Raw genomic sequence first — 16,532 nt, forward strand, 5'->3', positions numbered from 1 at the left:
CACACCCCCTCCGGGTCGAGGTAGCTGCGATCGCATCCATTCACATTGGACGCCAAATGTGACCTGGGTCACATCGATGGATCTCATCTGCGAGTAGGGTACGGCCAACGTCACTACCCTTTCGAAGGGCGTCGCCGATGGTCGGATTGACCCTGCCACGGGGGCGGCAACTGCGTATCGTCAGTGTGGCCGCCACCGGGCTCCTCCTCGCCAGCATCGCCGTTGCCTCACCCGGCAACGCGCAGACCGTCTCCGCCGCGGCCAGCGAGTCCGCCGCAGCCGTCGAGGCACCGCTCGGTGTCGACGAGATCGCCAGCAGCCCCAACCTCAAACTGATCGCCAACCTGCCGAAGCAGGCGCCGTTCAACACCACCGCGGCGCTCGGCACCGACATCGCCTTCCAGGGCAGGTACGCCTTCGTCGGCAACTACGACGGCTTCGTCATCTACGACGTCGCCAAGCCGAGCCAGCCGAAGATCGTCTCGCAGGTGCTCTGCCCGGGCGCGCAGAACGACGTCTCCGTCTACGGTGACCTGCTCTTCCTGTCGACGGACGCGTCCCGCAACGACGACTCGTGCAGCAGCACCTCCCAGTCCGCCACGATCAAGGAGTCGTGGGAGGGCATCAAGATCTTCGACATCAAGCACAAGGCCAGCCCGCGGTACATCAAGGCGGTCGAGACGGCCTGCGGCTCGCACACCCACACGCTGGTACCGGCGAAGGACAAGAAATCGGTCTACCTGTACGTCTCGTCGTACAGCCCGAACGCCGCCTTCCCGGACTGCCAGCCGCCGCACGACTCGATAAGCATCGTCAAGGTGCCGCTGAAGAAGCCGACGGACGCGGCCGTCGTCGCCACGCCGAACCTCTTCCCCGACGGTGGCTACGAGGGTCGTAGCGGTGGCTCGGCGACCTCGGGCTGCCACGACATCACCGCGTACCCGACGAAGGACCTCGCCGCCGGTGCCTGCATGGGTGACGGGGTGCTGCTGGACATCAGCAAGCGGGAGGCGCCGCGGGTGCTGCACACCGTGCGGGACACCACCAACTTCGCGTTCTGGCACTCGGCCACCTTCAACAACCGCGGCACCAAGGTCGTCTTCACCGACGAGCTGGGCGGAGGCGGCGGCGCCACCTGCAACGAGACCGTGGGCCCGGAGCGCGGCGCCAACGCCATCTACGACATCACCGGTCGGGGCGACAAGCGCAAGCTGGAGTTCCGCAGCTACTACAAGATCCCCCGGACCAACGGCGACACCGAGAACTGCGTGGCCCACAACGGCTCGCTCATCCCGGTCCTCGGCAAGGACATCATGGTCCAGGCCTGGTACCAGGGCGGCGTCTCGGTGTGGGACTTCACCAACTCCCGCAAGCCGAAGGAGATCGGCTACTGGGAGCGCGGCCCGCTGTCGGACAGCCAGCTCATCGTGGGCGGCTCCTGGTCGGCCTACTACTACAACGGGCACATCTACTCCTCCGACATCCAGAAGGGGCTCGACGTGCTCGCGCTCAACGACTGGCGGACGTGGACGGCCAAGCTGGCCCACTTCCGCGAGTTGAACGTCCAGACCCAGCCCAGCTACCTGAGCTGGTAGGTCCAACGCACCGGTCGGGCCCGGTCGCCCCCGTACGGGGTGGCCGGGCCCGATCGCGTTGACAGCCGCATCGGTTGTCGCGTTTCCTCCCGCCTGTCCCGGGTACCTCGTCCGTCACGCAGGAAGGGGTGTGAGATGACGCGCAACGAGTACCACGTGGTGCCCGACGGCGCCGGCTGGAAGGTCGAGCAGGGCAACACCGTCGTCGGGACGTACGACACCAAGCAGCGGGCGGTCGAGGCTGGACGCGAGACGGCACACGGCAACGAGCCCAGTCAGCTCGTGGTGCACACGGCCGACGGGAAGATCGAGACCGAGTACACCTACCGGGACGACCCGTACCCGCCCGCCGGCTGAACGGGCCACACCAGCGGCGGCCTGCCGACACCATCCACCCCGGGTGCTGTCGGCAGGCCGCCGTCGTCACGGCTCCACTGTCGCCGGTGGCCGGGCGCGTGCTCGGCACCGTCGCCGCCGTCGGTGCCCTGCTGCTCACCGGCCGGCCCACGGCCAGCCGCCGCCGGCCGTCCAGTTCAGACCCGACGCACCGGTAGCTGCAACTCGGTGACCCCCTTGTCTGCCTCCTCCGGCCAGTACTCCACGTAGAGCTCGCGAGCGTAGCCGTCGGTGCGCCAGTCGTTCTCCTCGATCCACCGAGCCAGCACCTGCAGGCTCCGGTCGGCCGTGGCCATCGGGCCGTGGTGGATCGTCGTCGCCGCCGTGATCGCCGGCAGTTCCACCACGGCGATGCCGCCGGCCGCCGCCCGGCCGCCCTCGACACCCACCCCGGCGTGTACGACGACGCCGTCCCCGTCGGCGGCCTGGTCGTACCAGGCCACCGCCGGGCCGGACGGGTTGACCCCGGCGGCCTCCAGCCGGCGGAACAGCTCCGGGTAGAGCGGCGTCAGCACCGGACCGATGTCCGCGGCCTCGTAGCTGCGGGCAACGGCACTCAGCTCCGCGACCTGGATCGGCGGCACCTGCTTGAGCACGACATCCTGGCTGGTCATCCGACCCTCCGTTTCGATCATGCGGAGCCTCGCTTCGACGCTGGACAGGCGGGCGGTGTCCGCCGCCAACTGAGCCGCCAACTGGGCCCGGCGCAGCCGCAGCATGCCCCGCAGCTCGACCAGATCGACAGCCTCGTCCAGGATCGCCCGCACCTGGGCCAGGGTCAGGCCGAGGTCCTTCAGAGCGATCACCCGGTTGAGCCGACCCAGTTGGGCGGCGGTGTAGTAGCGGTAGCCGCTGTGCGGGTCGACGGCGGCCGGCGGGAGCAACCCGATGCTGTCGTAGTGCCGCAGCATCCGTACCGACACCCGGCCCAGGCTGGCGAAGTCTCCGATGGTTAACATGGCTCCTCCACGGTGGGCGCTGACACCGTGTCAGAGTCAATCCTGGGCCACCGGGGAGCGGCAACGACTCAGCCGGGCAGTGGGGCCTCGTCGCCGCGGTTGCGGCGTGGGGACACCAGCCGGCGCATGATCGGGGTGGCATTCCACTTCGCCGCGCCGACCAGGTCGCGGGCGTGTTCGAGGACCGTGTAGTCGGGTCTCGCCCGGCCCGCGGCGAGCGCGGCGTCCAGGTCGTTGCCACAACGCATAAGCACGCTGTCGAAGTCGCGGCGAACCGGCTCCAGCAGGTGGTAGCCGAACGAGCGGTGCAGGCGGGCGAAGAGCGGCTTGTACAACCGGGCCCGCTCGTGCAGCCCGGAGGAGTACGACATGGGGTTCTTCGGCCGGCGCCGGATGTAGTCGGGCAGCATGTCGGCGAAGGCCCGGCGGACGATCCACTTCTCCTGGCCGTCACGCAGTTTCAACTCGATCGGCAACCGCATCCCCAGATCGACCAGCGCGAGGTCGAGGAAGGGCACCCGGGCCTCGACGCCGAAGGCCATGCTGGTCCGGTCGACCCGCTGCAGCTCGGTCCGGCACAGGTTGCGAATCTTGTGCAGGAAGAGTCTCCGGGACGCCTCCGGACCGACCTCGTGGTACATGGGGTAGCCGCCGAACAGTTCGTCCGAGCCGTCGCCGGTGAGTACCACCTTGACGCCCAACTCCCGCAGCCGCCGGAAGATCGGCACGGAGACGATCGCGTTGATGATGTCCCCGTACTCGGTCAGCTCGGAGATCCGGATCGCCTCCCGTACGTCGGCGAGCCGGATGTCGCGCGGGCGCAGCTCCACCACCTCATGTGCCACGCCGAGGTCCCTGGCCAACCGCCGGGCGTACGCCAGGTCCGGGCTCTCCGGCACCCCGACGGTGATGGCGACACAGTCCGGGTGCAGCTGAGCCGTGTGCAGCAGCGCCAGCGAGCTGTCCAGTCCGCCGGAGAGCACCACGCCCACCGTCAGGTCGGTGTCCAACCGCACCCGGAGGCTGTCGGTGAGGGCGGCACGGACGAGCAGGGCGGCCTCGTCCGGGTCCGCCACCACCGGCCGGCCCGCACCAAGGGCGAGCAGGTCCACGTACGGCCGCAGCTGGGGGCGGCCGTCGACGTCGGCCCAACCGTGGTGCCCCGGCGGCACCTCGGCCACCGGCGCGCCCAACCGGACCAGCGCCTTGACCTCGCTGGCGAGGTGCAGGCATCCCGGCGTCCGCGCCCAGTACAGGGGCTTCACGCCGAGCGGGTCCCGGGCCAGGTACGCGCGCCCGGTGGCCCGCTCCACCACGACGAAAGCGTACTCGCCACGCAACCGGGTCACCACCTGCTCGCCCCAGTGCTCGAACGCGGCGAGCACCACCTCGGTGTCGCTGGCGCTGCGGAACCGGTGGCCGAGGGCGGTCAGCTCGGCCCGCAGTTCGTGGTGGTTGAAGACCTCGCCGTTGTAGCAGAGCAGCCAGCGCTCGTCGGCGGAGACCCAGGGCTGCACCGCGCGCTCGCGGTCCACCACCCGCAGCCGCCGGGTTCCGGCGAGCAGACCGTTCTCGTGCCGGGTCTTGGTCACCTCGCCCCGTGGCGCGAGTGTGCCGAGCATCCGCCGGAAGATCGCCGGGTCCGCCTCCGGGCCGATGCTGAGCATGATCCCGCACATGGTCAGATCCCCATTTCGGCTTCGTACGCCCGGCGCAGCCGCAGCGTCGCGGACGGCGCGAGGCAGATGTGCCACGCCTGACCCTCGTCCACCACGTTGATCTCGCCTGCCCGCTGCCGGCTCAGCAGCAGCCCGGCCAGGGTGTCCCGGACCCCGAAGCGGCGGTACCAGGCCATCTCCACGTCCACCGCCCAGCCCAGGCAGTGGCCGCTGGGCACCATCGCGGCGTACCCGAGGCGCCGCAACCGGTACTGGTGTTCGGCGCTGCGGACCAGGCTGGTCACCCACAGTGGCGGTGTGCCCGCCGGGGTGGCGGCGGCGAACTCGCGACCGATGTCGTTGAGCAGGGCGATCACCTCACGGCGGGCCCGGCGGAACAGCAACCCGGCGGTATGCGGGGTGGCGTCGGGCAGCATCCGGCGGCGCAGCGCGCGTACGCCCCGGCCGACGACCGTGCGGGGCTGCTCGGTGTACTGGAAGCGCAGCAGCCCTCGCCGCCGCAGCCACTCCAGGTCGACCAGTTCGGCGCTGTGGTTGACCTCCGCGTCGGTGAGGAACGTGGCGGCGTCGCGCCACCACATCACGTCGATGCGGGACAGCAGGTAGATGCGCACCAGCGCGGCCAGGTCAGCGGCGGAACTGCGTTCGTTCGGCTGGTACCGGGCCATCTCCAGCAGCAGCGTCTCGCGGGCTCCGATCAGACCCTGGGAGGTGGCGTCGAGTACCTGCATGATGGCCGGTTCCCGTAGCCGCTGGTCGATCAGCACCTGTCGAGCCTTCGCGCTACCCACCCCGGCGAGGGCGCTCACCTCGACCAGCAGTTCGGCCACGGCGTCGCGGTAGGCCGCCAGGTCGGGCGGGGCCGCGGTGAGCGGGCGCACGGTGCCCGGTGGGCGTCGGCGGGCCGGGGTGACGGGGAGACCGGGTCGGTGTCCCGGGCTTCGGCTGGGCACTCGCATGATCGGTCCTCTCTAGCCGCCGCAACGGTCGCCTGTGACAGAACGTAACGACACCGATCCGGATGAGTACGAGTAATACTCCCGTATCCCCCTAAGGCGTGGCAGACCTCGTGGACAGGCGCGCGTCGCCCCGGCGGCACACAGACCGGGCATGGCCGACAGACAAGTGCATGTACCATTCGGTACATGCACCGTGCCGCGGAGGTACGGTCGATGGACGGGAGGGACGTCGATGCCGACCATCAGCCTGACCGCGGGGACGATCGACTACACCGACACCGGCGGTGACGGGCCGGTCCTGGTGCTGCTGCACGGTGTGAACATGGACGCGAGCCTGTGGCGTCGGGTGGTCGCCGAAGTCGGTCCGACGGTGCGCTGTATCTGCCCTACCCTGCCGCTCGGCAGCCACCGGCGACCGATGGATCGGCCGGAACTGATCACCCACCGGGGCGTCGCCGCGCTCGTGGGGGAACTGCTCGACGCACTGGACCTGCGCGAGGTGACCCTGGTCGCCAACGACTGGGGTGGCGTCCAGTTCCTCGTGGCCGACGGTCCGACCGACCGGATCGCCGGTCTGGCGCTGGTCGCCTGCGAGGCGTTCGGCAACTTCCCGCCCGGAAAGCCGGGCAAGGCGGTGGCGATGAGCGCGCGAGTTCCCGGTGTGCTGTGGCTGTCGATGCAACTTCAACGGTTCGGCTGGTTCCGGCGTGCCCCCGGCGCCTGGGGATGGATGAGCAAGTACCCGATCCCCGGCGAGGTGATGGACGCCTGGTTCCGACCGGCGCAGCAGGACCGGGCGATCCGACGGGACCTGCGCACCTTCGCGCTGTCCACCCCGTCAAAGGCGGAACTGCGGGCCCTGCCGAGCCGGCTGGCGTCATTCGACCGCCCGGTCCTCGTGGCCTGGGCCCGCGAGGACAAGCTCATGCCCCCGTCGCACGGGCCCCGGCTGGCGGCGCTGTTTCCCCGGGGCCGGCTGGTCGAGATCGACGACAGCTACACCCTGGTGCCCGAGGACCAGCCCCGGCGGCTCGCGGCGGAGCTCGTCCGGTTCGTCACGACCGAGGTGCGCGGCCCGCGCCCCTGAGCCCCGCCCGCTGGCCCGGACGCACCGCACGCGCCGCCGGGTCACCGCCGTTGCGGAGCGTCACCCGCTCGGCTGGTCGGCCGCGTGGAATCCAGAAAGGCCGCCATGGTGGCGTCGGCTGTCGCCCGGTCGCCGGTGAGCGCCAACTCGAACAGGACGCCCCGGGTCATCGCCATCGCCATCCGCGCCTGGGTCCGTGCCTGCGCTGGCGGGTGCCCCACCCCCTCGAAGAACGAGCCGAGCCGGTCGGTCCAGACGGTGATCCAGGTGCGCAACGCACTGGCCCACGCGTGCCCCTGCATCGCCGCCGCCGACATCTCGAAGAACAGCGGCGCGAACGCCCGGTCGTCGGCGAGCCGGACCCAGAAACGCCAGGCACCGTCGTAGGGGTCGTCAACCGCCTCCCGCAGCAGCGATTCGAGCAACTCCTGCTGGGCCCGCCAGACGGCCTCGACCATCGCGGTGAGCAACCCCTCGCGGGAGCCGAAATGGTAGATCAGCATCCGATGGCTGGTGCCGATCTCCGCCGCGAGCGTACGCAGGCTGGTGTCGCCGACGCCGTTGACGGCGAAGTACGCGATCACCCGCCGCAGGAGATCCTCCTGCGGGCCGCCGGCCGGCACGGTGACTGTCACCACCCGATGCTAGGTCAGGGCCGATCCACTTTCCTGCACCAGTACCGGCGGGCGGATCACAACCAGCCGTTGTCCCGCGCGATCCGCAGCGCCTCCGCCCGACTTCCCGCGTCGAGCTTCTGCACCGCCAGCGCCAGGTAGTTGCGCACCGTCCCCGGCGACAGGTGTGCCCGGCGGGCGATCGCGGCGACCGGTGCGTCGTCGCCGGAGAGCCGCAGCGTCTCCAGTTCACGCGGGGTCAGCGGGCAGGGCGGGATGGTGAGCGCATCGGCAGCGAGGGCCGGGTCCACGTACCGGCCACCCGCGTGCACCCGGCGGATCACGTCGGCGAGCGCGCCGCCCGGCGCACCCTTGGGCAGGTAGCCGCGGGCGCCCGCGCCGAGCGCGCGGGTCAGGTGCGCCGGCCGGCCCTGGCCGGTGAGGATGACCACGGCACATGCCGGTAGCGCCCGGGCGAGCTCGGCGGCGACCTGGAACCCGTCCCGTCGGGGCATGGTCAGATCGATCACCGCCACGTCGGGTCGATGGGCAAGAGCGGCGGTCACCGCCTCCTCGCCGTCGGCCGCCTGGGCGACGACCGACAGATCCTCCTCGAGATCGAGCAGCGCGGCGAGAGCGGTACGGATCAACTCCTCGTCGTCGGCCAGCAGGACGCGGATCATACGACGGTCGGTACGGTCGCCTCGACGGTGAACACACCGTCTGCGCAGCGGGTACGCAACTGCCCACCGGCACCGGCCAGCCGGTCGGCCAGCCCGCGGAGTCCATGGCTGTGCCGGTCGGGCTCCGCCGTGTCGGGCACCCCGTCGTTGGTCACGATCATCCGCGCCACCTGCTCCTCCTGAGTGAACTCGATCCGGCACCAGCCCGCCCGGCTGTGTCTGAGCACATTGGTGCCGGCCTCCCGAAGCACCGCCGCGAGCTGGGTCGCCACCTCCGGCGGCAGCTCACCGTCGGGCGGTGCGACGGTGCACCGCACCCCGGACGAGCGCAGCACCTGCGCCACGGCGGTGAGCTGTTCGGTCAGGTCGATCCGACGGTAACCGTGCACCGTCCTCCGCAGTTCGGTCAGTGCGGTGGCGGCCAACCGTTGCGCCTCGCCCGCCGCCCGGCCCGCGCGCACCGGGTCGTCCGACGCGAGCCGGGCGGCCAGCTCGGACTTGAGGGCGATCACGGTCAGGTGATGTCCGAGCAGGTCGTGCACGTCGGCGGCGAAGCGCAACCGCTCCTGCGCGGCGACCAGCCGGGCCTGCGCAGCCCGTCCCTGTTCGGCCTGCACCAGCAGCCGCCAGAACCACACCTGGAAGCCGTTCACCAGCGCGATGCCGACGCCGACAGATCCGGTGAGCAGCACCGACCGGCCGACGGACATGCCGGTGAGCGCAGCCACCGCCCCGGACACCGCAACGGTGACAAGCGCCGCCGACATCACCGACCGTAACGGTGCGAGCAACGGGAGCCCACCGACGACCGCCGCGCCGAGCCACGCCCACGTGGGCCACGCGGCACCGGCGACCGGCGCGACGAGCGGCACGCTGAGCACCGCCACCGAGGCGTAACCGGCCAGCAACCACCGGCGCAGCCGGGCGGGCGGTGCCGGGGTGACCGCCGCGTACAGCGCCACCGCCAGCACCAGCGCGAACGCGGACAGCCCCACCGTGCCCGCCACCGCCCGCCAGGCGTCCGGTTCCCGGGTCAGCCCGACCGCGGGTAGGAGCAGGGTGGCGGCCATGCCCGAGGTGAGAGACACCAGGGTCGCGGCCCGGGCGCGGGACAGTGTCCGCCCGCTGCCCGCAACCAACGCGTCGGTCACCACGCTCGACAGGGTAGAGCGCGCCGCCGCAGCGGTGGACCCGCCGGTCTGCCCGGGCCGGCCGGGCGTTTCACCCGGCCGACCGGTGACCGCTTGGGGATGGTTTCCCCCGCGCGGCGGCCACCAGGCTCGGTGACATGGCAGAGCTGAGAACCGCAGTGACATCCATCCCTGATCCCACGCCTTCCGGTGCCACGACGGCCAGCCGGCCGGCCGGGCCGGGTCGGGTCGGGCGACTCCGGCCGCTGGCCCGGCACCTGCTGGAGATGGTGCTGGCCATGGTGGCCGGCATGCTGGTGCTCGGTCCGGCGCGAGCCGCCCTGGGTGCGGCGCTCGGGCTGGCCCCGGCCTCGCCGGGCGTCGGTGCGCTGCTCATGGCCACCGACATGAGCATCGGCATGGCCGCCTGGATGGTGTACCGAGGGCACTCCGTCGCGGCAATCGGCGAGATGGTGCTGGCCATGTACGCGCCGGTCCTGCTCCTGCTGGTCGGCTACCGGGCCGGACTGCTCGACGCGGATCTCCTGCTGGTCGGCGCCCACCTGTTGATGGTGCCGGCGATGGCGGCGGCGATGCTACGACGACCCATCGAGTACGTCCGGCACCCGGGCAACCAGCCGGCCGTTCGGCGTCCGCTGGTACGGGCGCTGGCGCATCGCTGGCCGGCTGGGTTGGCGTTGCTGGTGACCGCCGACAGCTGGACCTCGCCAGCCCTGCTGGGCGCGTACACGCTGCTGGTCCTGCCGGTGGGTTACCTGGTGATCGGGACGGTCCGCCGACAGTGGGGCGTACCCGGCAACCTGCGGCTCCAGCTCACCGGCCTGGCCGGCTGGTCCGCCCTGGCCCTGGTCGCCGTGCTGGCGGGCGGCACCGTGGGGCACTGGCTCGTGGCGCTCGGTTGGCTGGCCCATGCGGGGTGGGACCTGCTCCATCACCGCAGCCGACGGGTGGTGCCGCGAGCCTACGCCGAGTGTTGCATCGTCATCGACGCCGTGTTGGGCATCACCATCATGCTGGCGCTGCTCACCGGGTGACGGGACCGGGCGGGTGTGCGGGGTTGCCGTCGGCGACCCCGCGCACATGTTCGGGTGGTCGCCGCAGCGGACCGCTGGGCGTGATGAAAGGCTTGACCCATGAGTTCCACGCCCGTATCGCCCGACCCGTCCACCGAGCCGCCCGCCTTCACGGACCTCGGCCTACGACCCGAACTGCTCGCCGCGCTCGCCGCACTCGGGTACGAGGAGCCCACGCCGATCCAGCGGGAGGCGATCCCGCCGCTGCTGGCCGGCCGGGACCTGCTCGGGCAGGCGGCGACGGGCACGGGCAAGACGGCGGCGTTCGCCCTGCCGCTGTTGCAGCGGATGCCCGACGACCGGACGGGTGACGACCCGCTCGCGCTGGTGCTGGTGCCGACCCGGGAACTCGCGGTGCAGGTCTCCGAGGCGTTCCACCGCTACGGCAAGGACCTCGGTGCGCGGGTGCTGCCGATCTACGGTGGGCAGCCGATCGGTCGGCAGTTGCGGGCACTGGACGCCGGCATCGACGTCGTGGTGGCCACCCCCGGCCGCGCCCTGGACCACATCGCCCGGGGCACGTTGCGGCTGGGCAACCTCGCCAGCGTGGTGCTGGACGAGGCTGACGAGATGCTCGACATGGGCTTCGCCGAGGACATCGAGGCGATCCTGGAACACACCCCGGAGCAGCGACAGACGCTGCTCTTCTCCGCCACCATGCCGGCGCGTATCGACGGGATGGCCCGAGCGCACCTGACCGACCCGGTGCGCATCCTGATCGCCCGCGAGCAGCCGGTGGCCGGCGAGGCACCCCGGGTTCGGCAGAGCGCGTACCTGGTGGCGCGGGCGCACAAGCCAGCGGCGCTGGGGCGCGTGCTGGACGTCGAGTCGCCTACGGCGGCGATCGTGTTCTGCCGCAGTCGGGAGGAGGTCGACCGGCTCACCGAGACGATGAACGGTCGCGGCTACCGGGCCGAGGCGCTGCACGGCGGCATGAGCCAGGAACAGCGGGACCGGGTGATGGGGCGGCTGCGTGCCGGCACCGCGGACCTGCTGGTCGCCACCGACGTGGCGGCCCGTGGGCTGGACGTCGAGCAGCTCAGCCACGTAGTCAACTTCGACGTGCCGTCGGCGCCTGAGTCGTACGTGCACCGCATCGGTCGGGTGGGCCGCGCCGGTCGGGAGGGCGTGGCGATCACCCTGGCCGAGCCCCGGGAACACCGGATGCTCAAGACCATCGAGCGGGTCACCGGGCAGCGGATCACGATCGACAAGATCCCCACGGTCGCCGATCTACGGACCCGTCGGCTGGAGCTGACCCAGGCCGCGTTGCGGGAAAGCCTGCTGGAGGACGATCTCGACCCGTTCCGGGTGATCGTCGAGACGCTCAGCGACGAGTTCGACCTGATGGAGGTGGCGCTCGCCGCGGTGAAGCTGGCCCACGAGGCGACGCTGCCCGGTTCCGACGAGGCCGAGGAGGAGATTCCGCAGGTCGCGGTCCGCCCACCTCGGGAGGGCCGGTCGACGGGGTACGAGGGCCGGGGTGAGCGCCGGCCGGCGCGGCCCCGCACCGCCGGCACCACCCAGGTCTTCATCGGGGTGGGCCGGCGGGCCGGGGTGCGCCCGCAGGATCTGGTGGGCGCGATCACCGGGGAGACCGGGGTCCGGGGCCGAGACATCGGCTCGATCGAGATCGCCGATCGCTTCTCCCTGGTCGAGGTGCCTGTCGCCGTCGCCGACGAGATCATCGCCGGGCTGCGCGGCAGCACCATCAAGGGCCGCAAGGCCACCGTCCGCCGTGACCGCGAAGGACGTCCCGGAGAGGGCCGCTTCGACGGCGGCGACCGCCGCGACCGCCGCTGAGGTGTCACCCCTCAGGCGGCGGTGACCCGCTGACCGCCCAGCGCCGCCGGGTCGATCTCAGCCGGGCGCAGCGCCAGGGCGAGCACGTCGGCGACGTCGGCCAGGGTGTGCACGGTCAGCGCCTCGCGGACCTCAATCGGCAGGTCGTCCAGGTCCGGTTCGTTGCGGGCCGGGATGATCACCTCGGTCAGTCCGGCCCGGTGGGCGGCGAGCAGCTTCTGCTTCACGCCGCCGATGGGCAGCACCCGCCCGGAGAGGGTCACCTCGCCGGTCATCCCGAACTCGGGGCGTACCGGCCGGCCGCTGGCCAGCGACGCCAGGGCGGTGACCATCGTGATGCCGGCGCTGGGCCCGTCCTTGGGCACCGCACCCGCCGGGACGTGCAGGTGGATCCGACGTCCGGCGAGGGCGTTCGGGTCCAGGCCGAGGCGACGGCCGTTGGCGCGCAGGTAGGACAGGGCGATATGCGCCGACTCCTTCATCACGTCGCCGAGCTGGCCGGTGAGGGTCAGCCCAGGCTCGCCGTCCATGCTGGTCGCCTCGATGAACAACACGTCTCCCCCGGCACCGGTGACCGCCAGTCCGGTGGCCACGCCCGGTGTCGCGGTGCGTTCCGCCGATTCCGGCGTGTGCTTCGGCCGGCCGAGGTAGCGGACCAGGTCGTCGGCGCCGACGAGGGCGGGCGTCGGGTCGTCGGCCAGGGTCACGGCCACCTTCCGCATGATCTTCGCCAGGGCACGTTCCAGCTGCCGTACGCCGGCCTCGCGGGTGTACTCCCCGGCGATCCGCGCCAACGCCGCAGCGTCCACGTCGACCTCGTCGGCGGTCAGCCCGGCCCGCTCCCGCTGACGCGGCAGCAGGTGGTCGCGGGCGATGGCCACCTTCTCGTCCTCGGTGTACCCGTCCAGAGTGACCAGTTCCATCCGGTCCAGCAGCGGCCCGGGGATGGCCTCCACCACGTTGGCGGTGGCCAGGAACAGCACATCGGACAGGTCGAGGTCGACCTCCAGGTAGTGGTCCCGGAAGGTGTGGTTCTGAGCCGGGTCGAGCACCTCCAGCAGGGCCGCGGCCGGGTCGCCGGCGTATCCCACGGAGACCTTGTCCACCTCGTCGAGCAGCACCACGGGGTTCATCGAGCCTGCCTCGCGCAGCGCCCGGACGATCCGGCCGGGCAGCGCCCCCACGTAGGTACGGCGGTGTCCCCGGATCTCGGCCTCGTCACGAATGCCGCCGAGGGAGACCCGGACGAACGTCCGGCCGAGGGCCCGGGCGACCGACTCGCCGAGGCTGGTCTTGCCGACGCCGGGCGGGCCCGCGAGGGCCAGTACGGCACCGGAGCCGCGACCGCCGACCACCCCGAGGTCACGTTCGGCGCGCCGGTTGCGCACCGCCAGGTACTCCAGGATGCGGTCCTTGACGTCGGCCAGGCCGGCGTGGTCGGCGTCGAGCACGGCCCGCGCCGCGGCCAGATCCGTGTTGTCCTCGGTGCGCGTGCTCCACGGCATCTCCAGCACCGTGTCCAGCCAGGTCCGGATCCAACCCGCCTCCGGCGAGGCGTCGCTGGCCCGCTCCAGCTTGCCGACCTCCCGCAGCGCCGCCTCGCGTACCTTCTCGGGCAGGTCGGCGGCCTCGACGCGGGCCCGGTAGTCGGCCGAGCCGTCCGGGGCGTCCTCGCCGAGTTCCTTGCGGATCGCGGCGAGTTGCTGGCGCAGCAGGAACTCCCGCTGCGACTTCTCCAGCCCCTCCCGGACGTCGGAGTTGATCTGCTCGGTGACCTCCTGCTCGGCCAGGTGGTCCTTGACCCAGCCGACGAGCAGTTCCAGCCGGGCCGTGACGTCCGGCGCGGCCAGCAGTTCGGTCTTCTGCCCCAGGCTGAGCCAGGGCGCGTAGCCGGCCGAGTCGGCCAGCTCGGAGAGGTCGGTCATCCGTTCCATCGCGTCGATGACCTGCCACGCACTCCGCTGCTGGAGCACGGAGGTCATCAACGCGCGGTACTCGCGGGCGAGTTCACGGGCCCGGCCGGCGGGGTCGGGTTCGTCGATTTCGGTCGCCTCGACCCAGAGCGCGGCGCCGGGGCCGGGTACACCTGAGCCGATGCGGGCACGGGAGAGGCCCCGGATGACGGCGGCAGGCTCGCCGCTGGGCAGCCGCCCCACCTTCTCGATCGTGGCGATCGCGCCGACGGAGCCGTACTCGCCGTCCAAACGGGGCACGGCGAGCAGCTTGCGGTCGCCGGTGGCACGAGCCGCGTCGACCGCGGCCTGGGTGGTCGGGTCGAGGGTCACCGGGATGGCCATGCCGGGCAGTAGTACGGCGTCGGTCAGTGGAAGTACCGGAAGAGTTGCCATCGAACACCTGCTATCGCATTGAGTTGAGCGTGTCTGGCTCAAGTCGCATCGGGTCCCGGTTGTTCCTCCGTGTGACCCAGCACACGGAGCGCCAACCCGCGCGTGACACTTCCACCGTCCATCGGGTCGACCGTGCCCACGTCGAGCAGATCCGAAATCGGGGATTTCGATGCCGCGCAAAACGCGAACCGCCGCATGGCGCGCTTTTGTTGCGCAATTGGCGGACGATCAGTCAAACTTTGAGCACACCCCGTCAGACACAGGGAGTAATCGACGATGGCCAAACAAGTAATCACGGTGCTGACTGACGACCTCGACGGCGGAAAGGCCGACCGTACGGTCGAGTTCAGCCTGGATGGCGTGGCGTACACCATCGACGTTTCCGACGAGAACGCGGGTGTCCTGCGCAAGGCGTTGGATCCGTTTATCGATGCCGGCCGCCGCCTCGGCCGTGGTGCTGCCGACACGGGCCGTAACCCACGTCGTAGCATCGGTTCGGGCACGCCGGGAATGAACCGCGAGCAAAACCGTGCCGTCCGCGAATGGGCGGTCCGGAACGGCTACAAGATTTCCGAGCGGGGTCGCATCCCGGTCGAGGTCGTGGAGGCGTACAAGAACCGCTGAACAGCGGGAATGTCGCTCTGGCGCGGTTGGGCCCTGGGCTTCGGATCACGGCAGGATTGCACCGGCTTTCGACATGCAGCGGGGCCGCCCGGAGGATTCCGGGCGGCCCCGCCGTTCGATCTCAGCCCACGGGCTCAGCCCTCGGCGTCAGTTGACCTGGATGCGCACCGCGTCGAAGGCGGGGGTCTGGTTGGCCCGCTCCGACATCGGGATGCGGTGCGAACCGTCACCGGCCCAGACCGCGCACTGTGCGGTACCGGAATCCGGCAGGCCCGGAACCTGGATGGTGACCTCGTCCGGCTGGGCACCGCCGCCGCCGTCCTCGGTGGCGACGAAGAAGGCCGGCACCGGGTCAGGCGCAGGAGCCTCGTTCGTGTTGTTCAGCATCCGGCAGGCGGTGTGGAAGTGACCACGGGTCAGGCCCTGCCCGTTGAGCAGCGAACTCTCCAGGTAGTAGCCGCCCTGGCCGGCCGGGAGGAACCGGTCCCGGACCAGGTTGCGGGTGCTGACCCGGATCGAGAAGCCCTCGTTGCGGTTGATCTGCTGCGGGAAGTCGGTGATCAGCAGCGACGGGTTGTTGGCCGCGGCACCGACCTCGCCGAAGGCGGTGCTGATGCAGCGGTTGCCGTTCTGGAAACCGTCGTGACGCTGCAGCTGGCTGTTGTCACAGTTGTTCGCCAGCACGTCGAGGCCGTTGTTGTTGCCGCCGTCGTTGTTCCCGCCGTCGTCGTTACCACCGTCGTTGCCGCCGTCGTTGCCGCCGTCGGTGCCACCGTTGTTGTTGTCGACCGGCTGCACCTGGCAGGTGGCGAGGTTGGCGAGACCGCGCGGCCGGGGGCCGAAGCGGTCGATGGCGATCGTGATCCGGCCGAGGGCCGCTCGACGCTTGCTGGCCAGCGGGTTGAGAATGGCGTTACGGATGAACCCCTGGCCGCGGTCGCCCTCTGCGGCGAGCCGCTCGTCCGCCTCGGTGATCTGGGTCTGCAACGCGTTCAGGTTACGGTCCACCTCGGCGCGGGCCCGGTCGGGCACCTGCGGGAGTCGGCTGACCACGTCCGGGCAGGCCACCGCGAGGGCACCGGTGGTCGCGCCGTCGGTGCCGTTGCGAGTCTCCTGACACTCCTCGACGGTCTGCTGCCCGTCGCCCCAGTGGTTGACCACCCAGCGGCCGTTCTGCCAGGTGCGGGTCGTGGTGGCGCCGCGAGCGGCCGGCGCGGTGGCGCCGGGGCTGGGTGCGACACATTCGGCTGCCACCGGTCGCTGCTGCTGGTTTGACCGTCGGTCACCGGCCGACGAGATCTGGGTCACGGCGACGACGCCGCCGAAGACAGCGAGCGTGGCGCCAACGGCCAGAAGTCGCTTGGTCCGCGCGTTACCGGTTGGTCGGCGCGACCGGGTTGACCTGCGCATCGAATTGCTCTCCTTCTCGATCCGGTTCCTGATTCGTGACTCGACGGACCGAACGGAATCTTGGTGGCACGCTCGACGGGGACCGCCTGAACGCACCGGTGGCACGTCGACAAACGACGATGCCCTTTCCGCACCGTCTGCCGCACCGGCC

The 16,532-nt window shown here is 71.1% G+C and carries 14 protein-coding genes; 6 read left to right on the top strand and 8 right to left on the bottom strand.

The window, feature by feature from the left end:
- Positions 1-137 precede the first annotated feature (137 nt).
- Together ACFY2A_RS16715 and ACFY2A_RS16720 are read left to right on the top strand one after the other, a co-directional pair.
- Positions 138-1,595, top strand: a complete 1,458-nt coding sequence (locus ACFY2A_RS16715; RefSeq protein ID WP_363919709.1) for a hypothetical protein — start codon at positions 138-140, stop codon at positions 1,593-1,595.
- Positions 1,596-1,730: 135 nt separating this feature from the next.
- Entirely contained in the window at positions 1,731-1,952 is a 222-nt protein-coding gene (locus ACFY2A_RS16720) for a DUF2188 domain-containing protein (RefSeq protein ID WP_363919711.1), read from the top strand.
- A 176-nt stretch (positions 1,953-2,128) separates the two neighbouring features.
- Here ACFY2A_RS16720 and ACFY2A_RS16725 read toward each other — a convergent pair whose 3' ends face one another.
- The 3 genes from ACFY2A_RS16725 to ACFY2A_RS16735 all read right to left on the bottom strand — a co-directional run bounded on the left by ACFY2A_RS16725 (position 2,129) and on the right by ACFY2A_RS16735 (position 5,588).
- Entirely contained in the window at positions 2,129-2,950 is an 822-nt protein-coding gene (locus ACFY2A_RS16725; RefSeq protein WP_387172476.1) for a MerR family transcriptional regulator, read from the bottom strand.
- Between the two features lie 68 nt (positions 2,951-3,018).
- Positions 3,019-4,629, bottom strand: a complete 1,611-nt coding sequence (locus ACFY2A_RS16730; RefSeq protein WP_387172478.1) for an asparagine synthetase B family protein — start codon at positions 4,627-4,629, stop codon at positions 3,019-3,021.
- 2 nt (positions 4,630-4,631) lie between these two features.
- Positions 4,632-5,588: a DUF5715 family protein gene (locus ACFY2A_RS16735; protein ID WP_387172480.1), complete on the bottom strand. Its 957-nt coding sequence runs from the start codon at positions 5,586-5,588 to the stop codon at positions 4,632-4,634.
- A 232-nt stretch (positions 5,589-5,820) separates the two neighbouring features.
- Between ACFY2A_RS16735 and ACFY2A_RS16740 the strand changes: the two genes are divergently transcribed.
- Positions 5,821-6,675 carry an alpha/beta fold hydrolase gene (locus ACFY2A_RS16740; protein WP_387172482.1) on the top strand — a complete coding sequence of 285 codons (855 nt, stop codon included), beginning with the start codon at positions 5,821-5,823 and terminating at the stop codon, positions 6,673-6,675.
- A 41-nt stretch (positions 6,676-6,716) separates the two neighbouring features.
- On the opposite strand, the gene ACFY2A_RS16745 is transcribed toward ACFY2A_RS16740, so the two are convergent.
- Genes ACFY2A_RS16745 through ACFY2A_RS16755 form a run of 3 tightly spaced genes read right to left on the bottom strand, consistent with a single transcriptional unit; the run spans position 6,717 to position 9,126 of the window.
- Positions 6,717-7,310 carry a TetR/AcrR family transcriptional regulator gene (locus ACFY2A_RS16745; RefSeq protein WP_387172484.1) on the bottom strand — a complete coding sequence of 198 codons (594 nt, stop codon included), beginning with the start codon at positions 7,308-7,310 and terminating at the stop codon, positions 6,717-6,719.
- 56 nt (positions 7,311-7,366) lie between these two features.
- The gene (locus ACFY2A_RS16750; protein WP_363919723.1) at positions 7,367-7,972 is read right to left on the bottom strand and encodes a response regulator transcription factor; all 606 of its coding nucleotides are present in this window, start codon (positions 7,970-7,972) and stop codon (positions 7,367-7,369) included.
- Positions 7,969-9,126, bottom strand: a complete 1,158-nt coding sequence (locus tag ACFY2A_RS16755; RefSeq protein WP_387172487.1) for a sensor histidine kinase — start codon at positions 9,124-9,126, stop codon at positions 7,969-7,971. Before ACFY2A_RS16755 ends, ACFY2A_RS16750 begins: the two co-directional genes overlap by 4 nt.
- 134 nt (positions 9,127-9,260) lie before the next feature.
- Here ACFY2A_RS16755 and ACFY2A_RS16760 point away from each other — a divergent pair, with 134 nt between their 5' ends.
- Both ACFY2A_RS16760 and ACFY2A_RS16765 read left to right on the top strand, forming a co-directional pair.
- Positions 9,261-10,157: a hypothetical protein gene (locus ACFY2A_RS16760; RefSeq protein ID WP_387172489.1), complete on the top strand. Its 897-nt coding sequence runs from the start codon at positions 9,261-9,263 to the stop codon at positions 10,155-10,157.
- Between the two features lie 99 nt (positions 10,158-10,256).
- A complete protein-coding gene (locus tag ACFY2A_RS16765; RefSeq protein ID WP_387172491.1) occupies positions 10,257-11,999 on the top strand; it encodes a DEAD/DEAH box helicase in 1,743 nt (580 codons plus the stop codon).
- An 11-nt stretch (positions 12,000-12,010) separates the two neighbouring features.
- On the opposite strand, the gene lon is transcribed toward ACFY2A_RS16765, so the two are convergent.
- Positions 12,011-14,347 (bottom strand): endopeptidase La, encoded by a 2,337-nt coding sequence (gene lon / locus ACFY2A_RS16770; protein ID WP_387172493.1) that lies wholly within the window; start codon positions 14,345-14,347, stop codon positions 12,011-12,013.
- A 276-nt stretch (positions 14,348-14,623) separates the two neighbouring features.
- Between lon and ACFY2A_RS16775 the strand changes: the two genes are divergently transcribed.
- Positions 14,624-14,971: an Lsr2 family protein gene (locus ACFY2A_RS16775; RefSeq protein ID WP_363919733.1), complete on the top strand. Its 348-nt coding sequence runs from the start codon at positions 14,624-14,626 to the stop codon at positions 14,969-14,971.
- A 147-nt stretch (positions 14,972-15,118) separates the two neighbouring features.
- Here ACFY2A_RS16775 and ACFY2A_RS16780 read toward each other — a convergent pair whose 3' ends face one another.
- Positions 15,119-16,225 (bottom strand): hypothetical protein, encoded by a 1,107-nt coding sequence (locus ACFY2A_RS16780; protein WP_387172496.1) that lies wholly within the window; start codon positions 16,223-16,225, stop codon positions 15,119-15,121.
- Positions 16,226-16,532 lie beyond the last annotated feature (307 nt).

The sequence above is a fragment of the Micromonospora sp. NPDC000442 genome, from assembly GCF_042898635.1.
In the GTDB taxonomy this organism is placed as follows: Bacteria; Actinomycetota; Actinomycetes; order Mycobacteriales; family Micromonosporaceae; genus Micromonospora.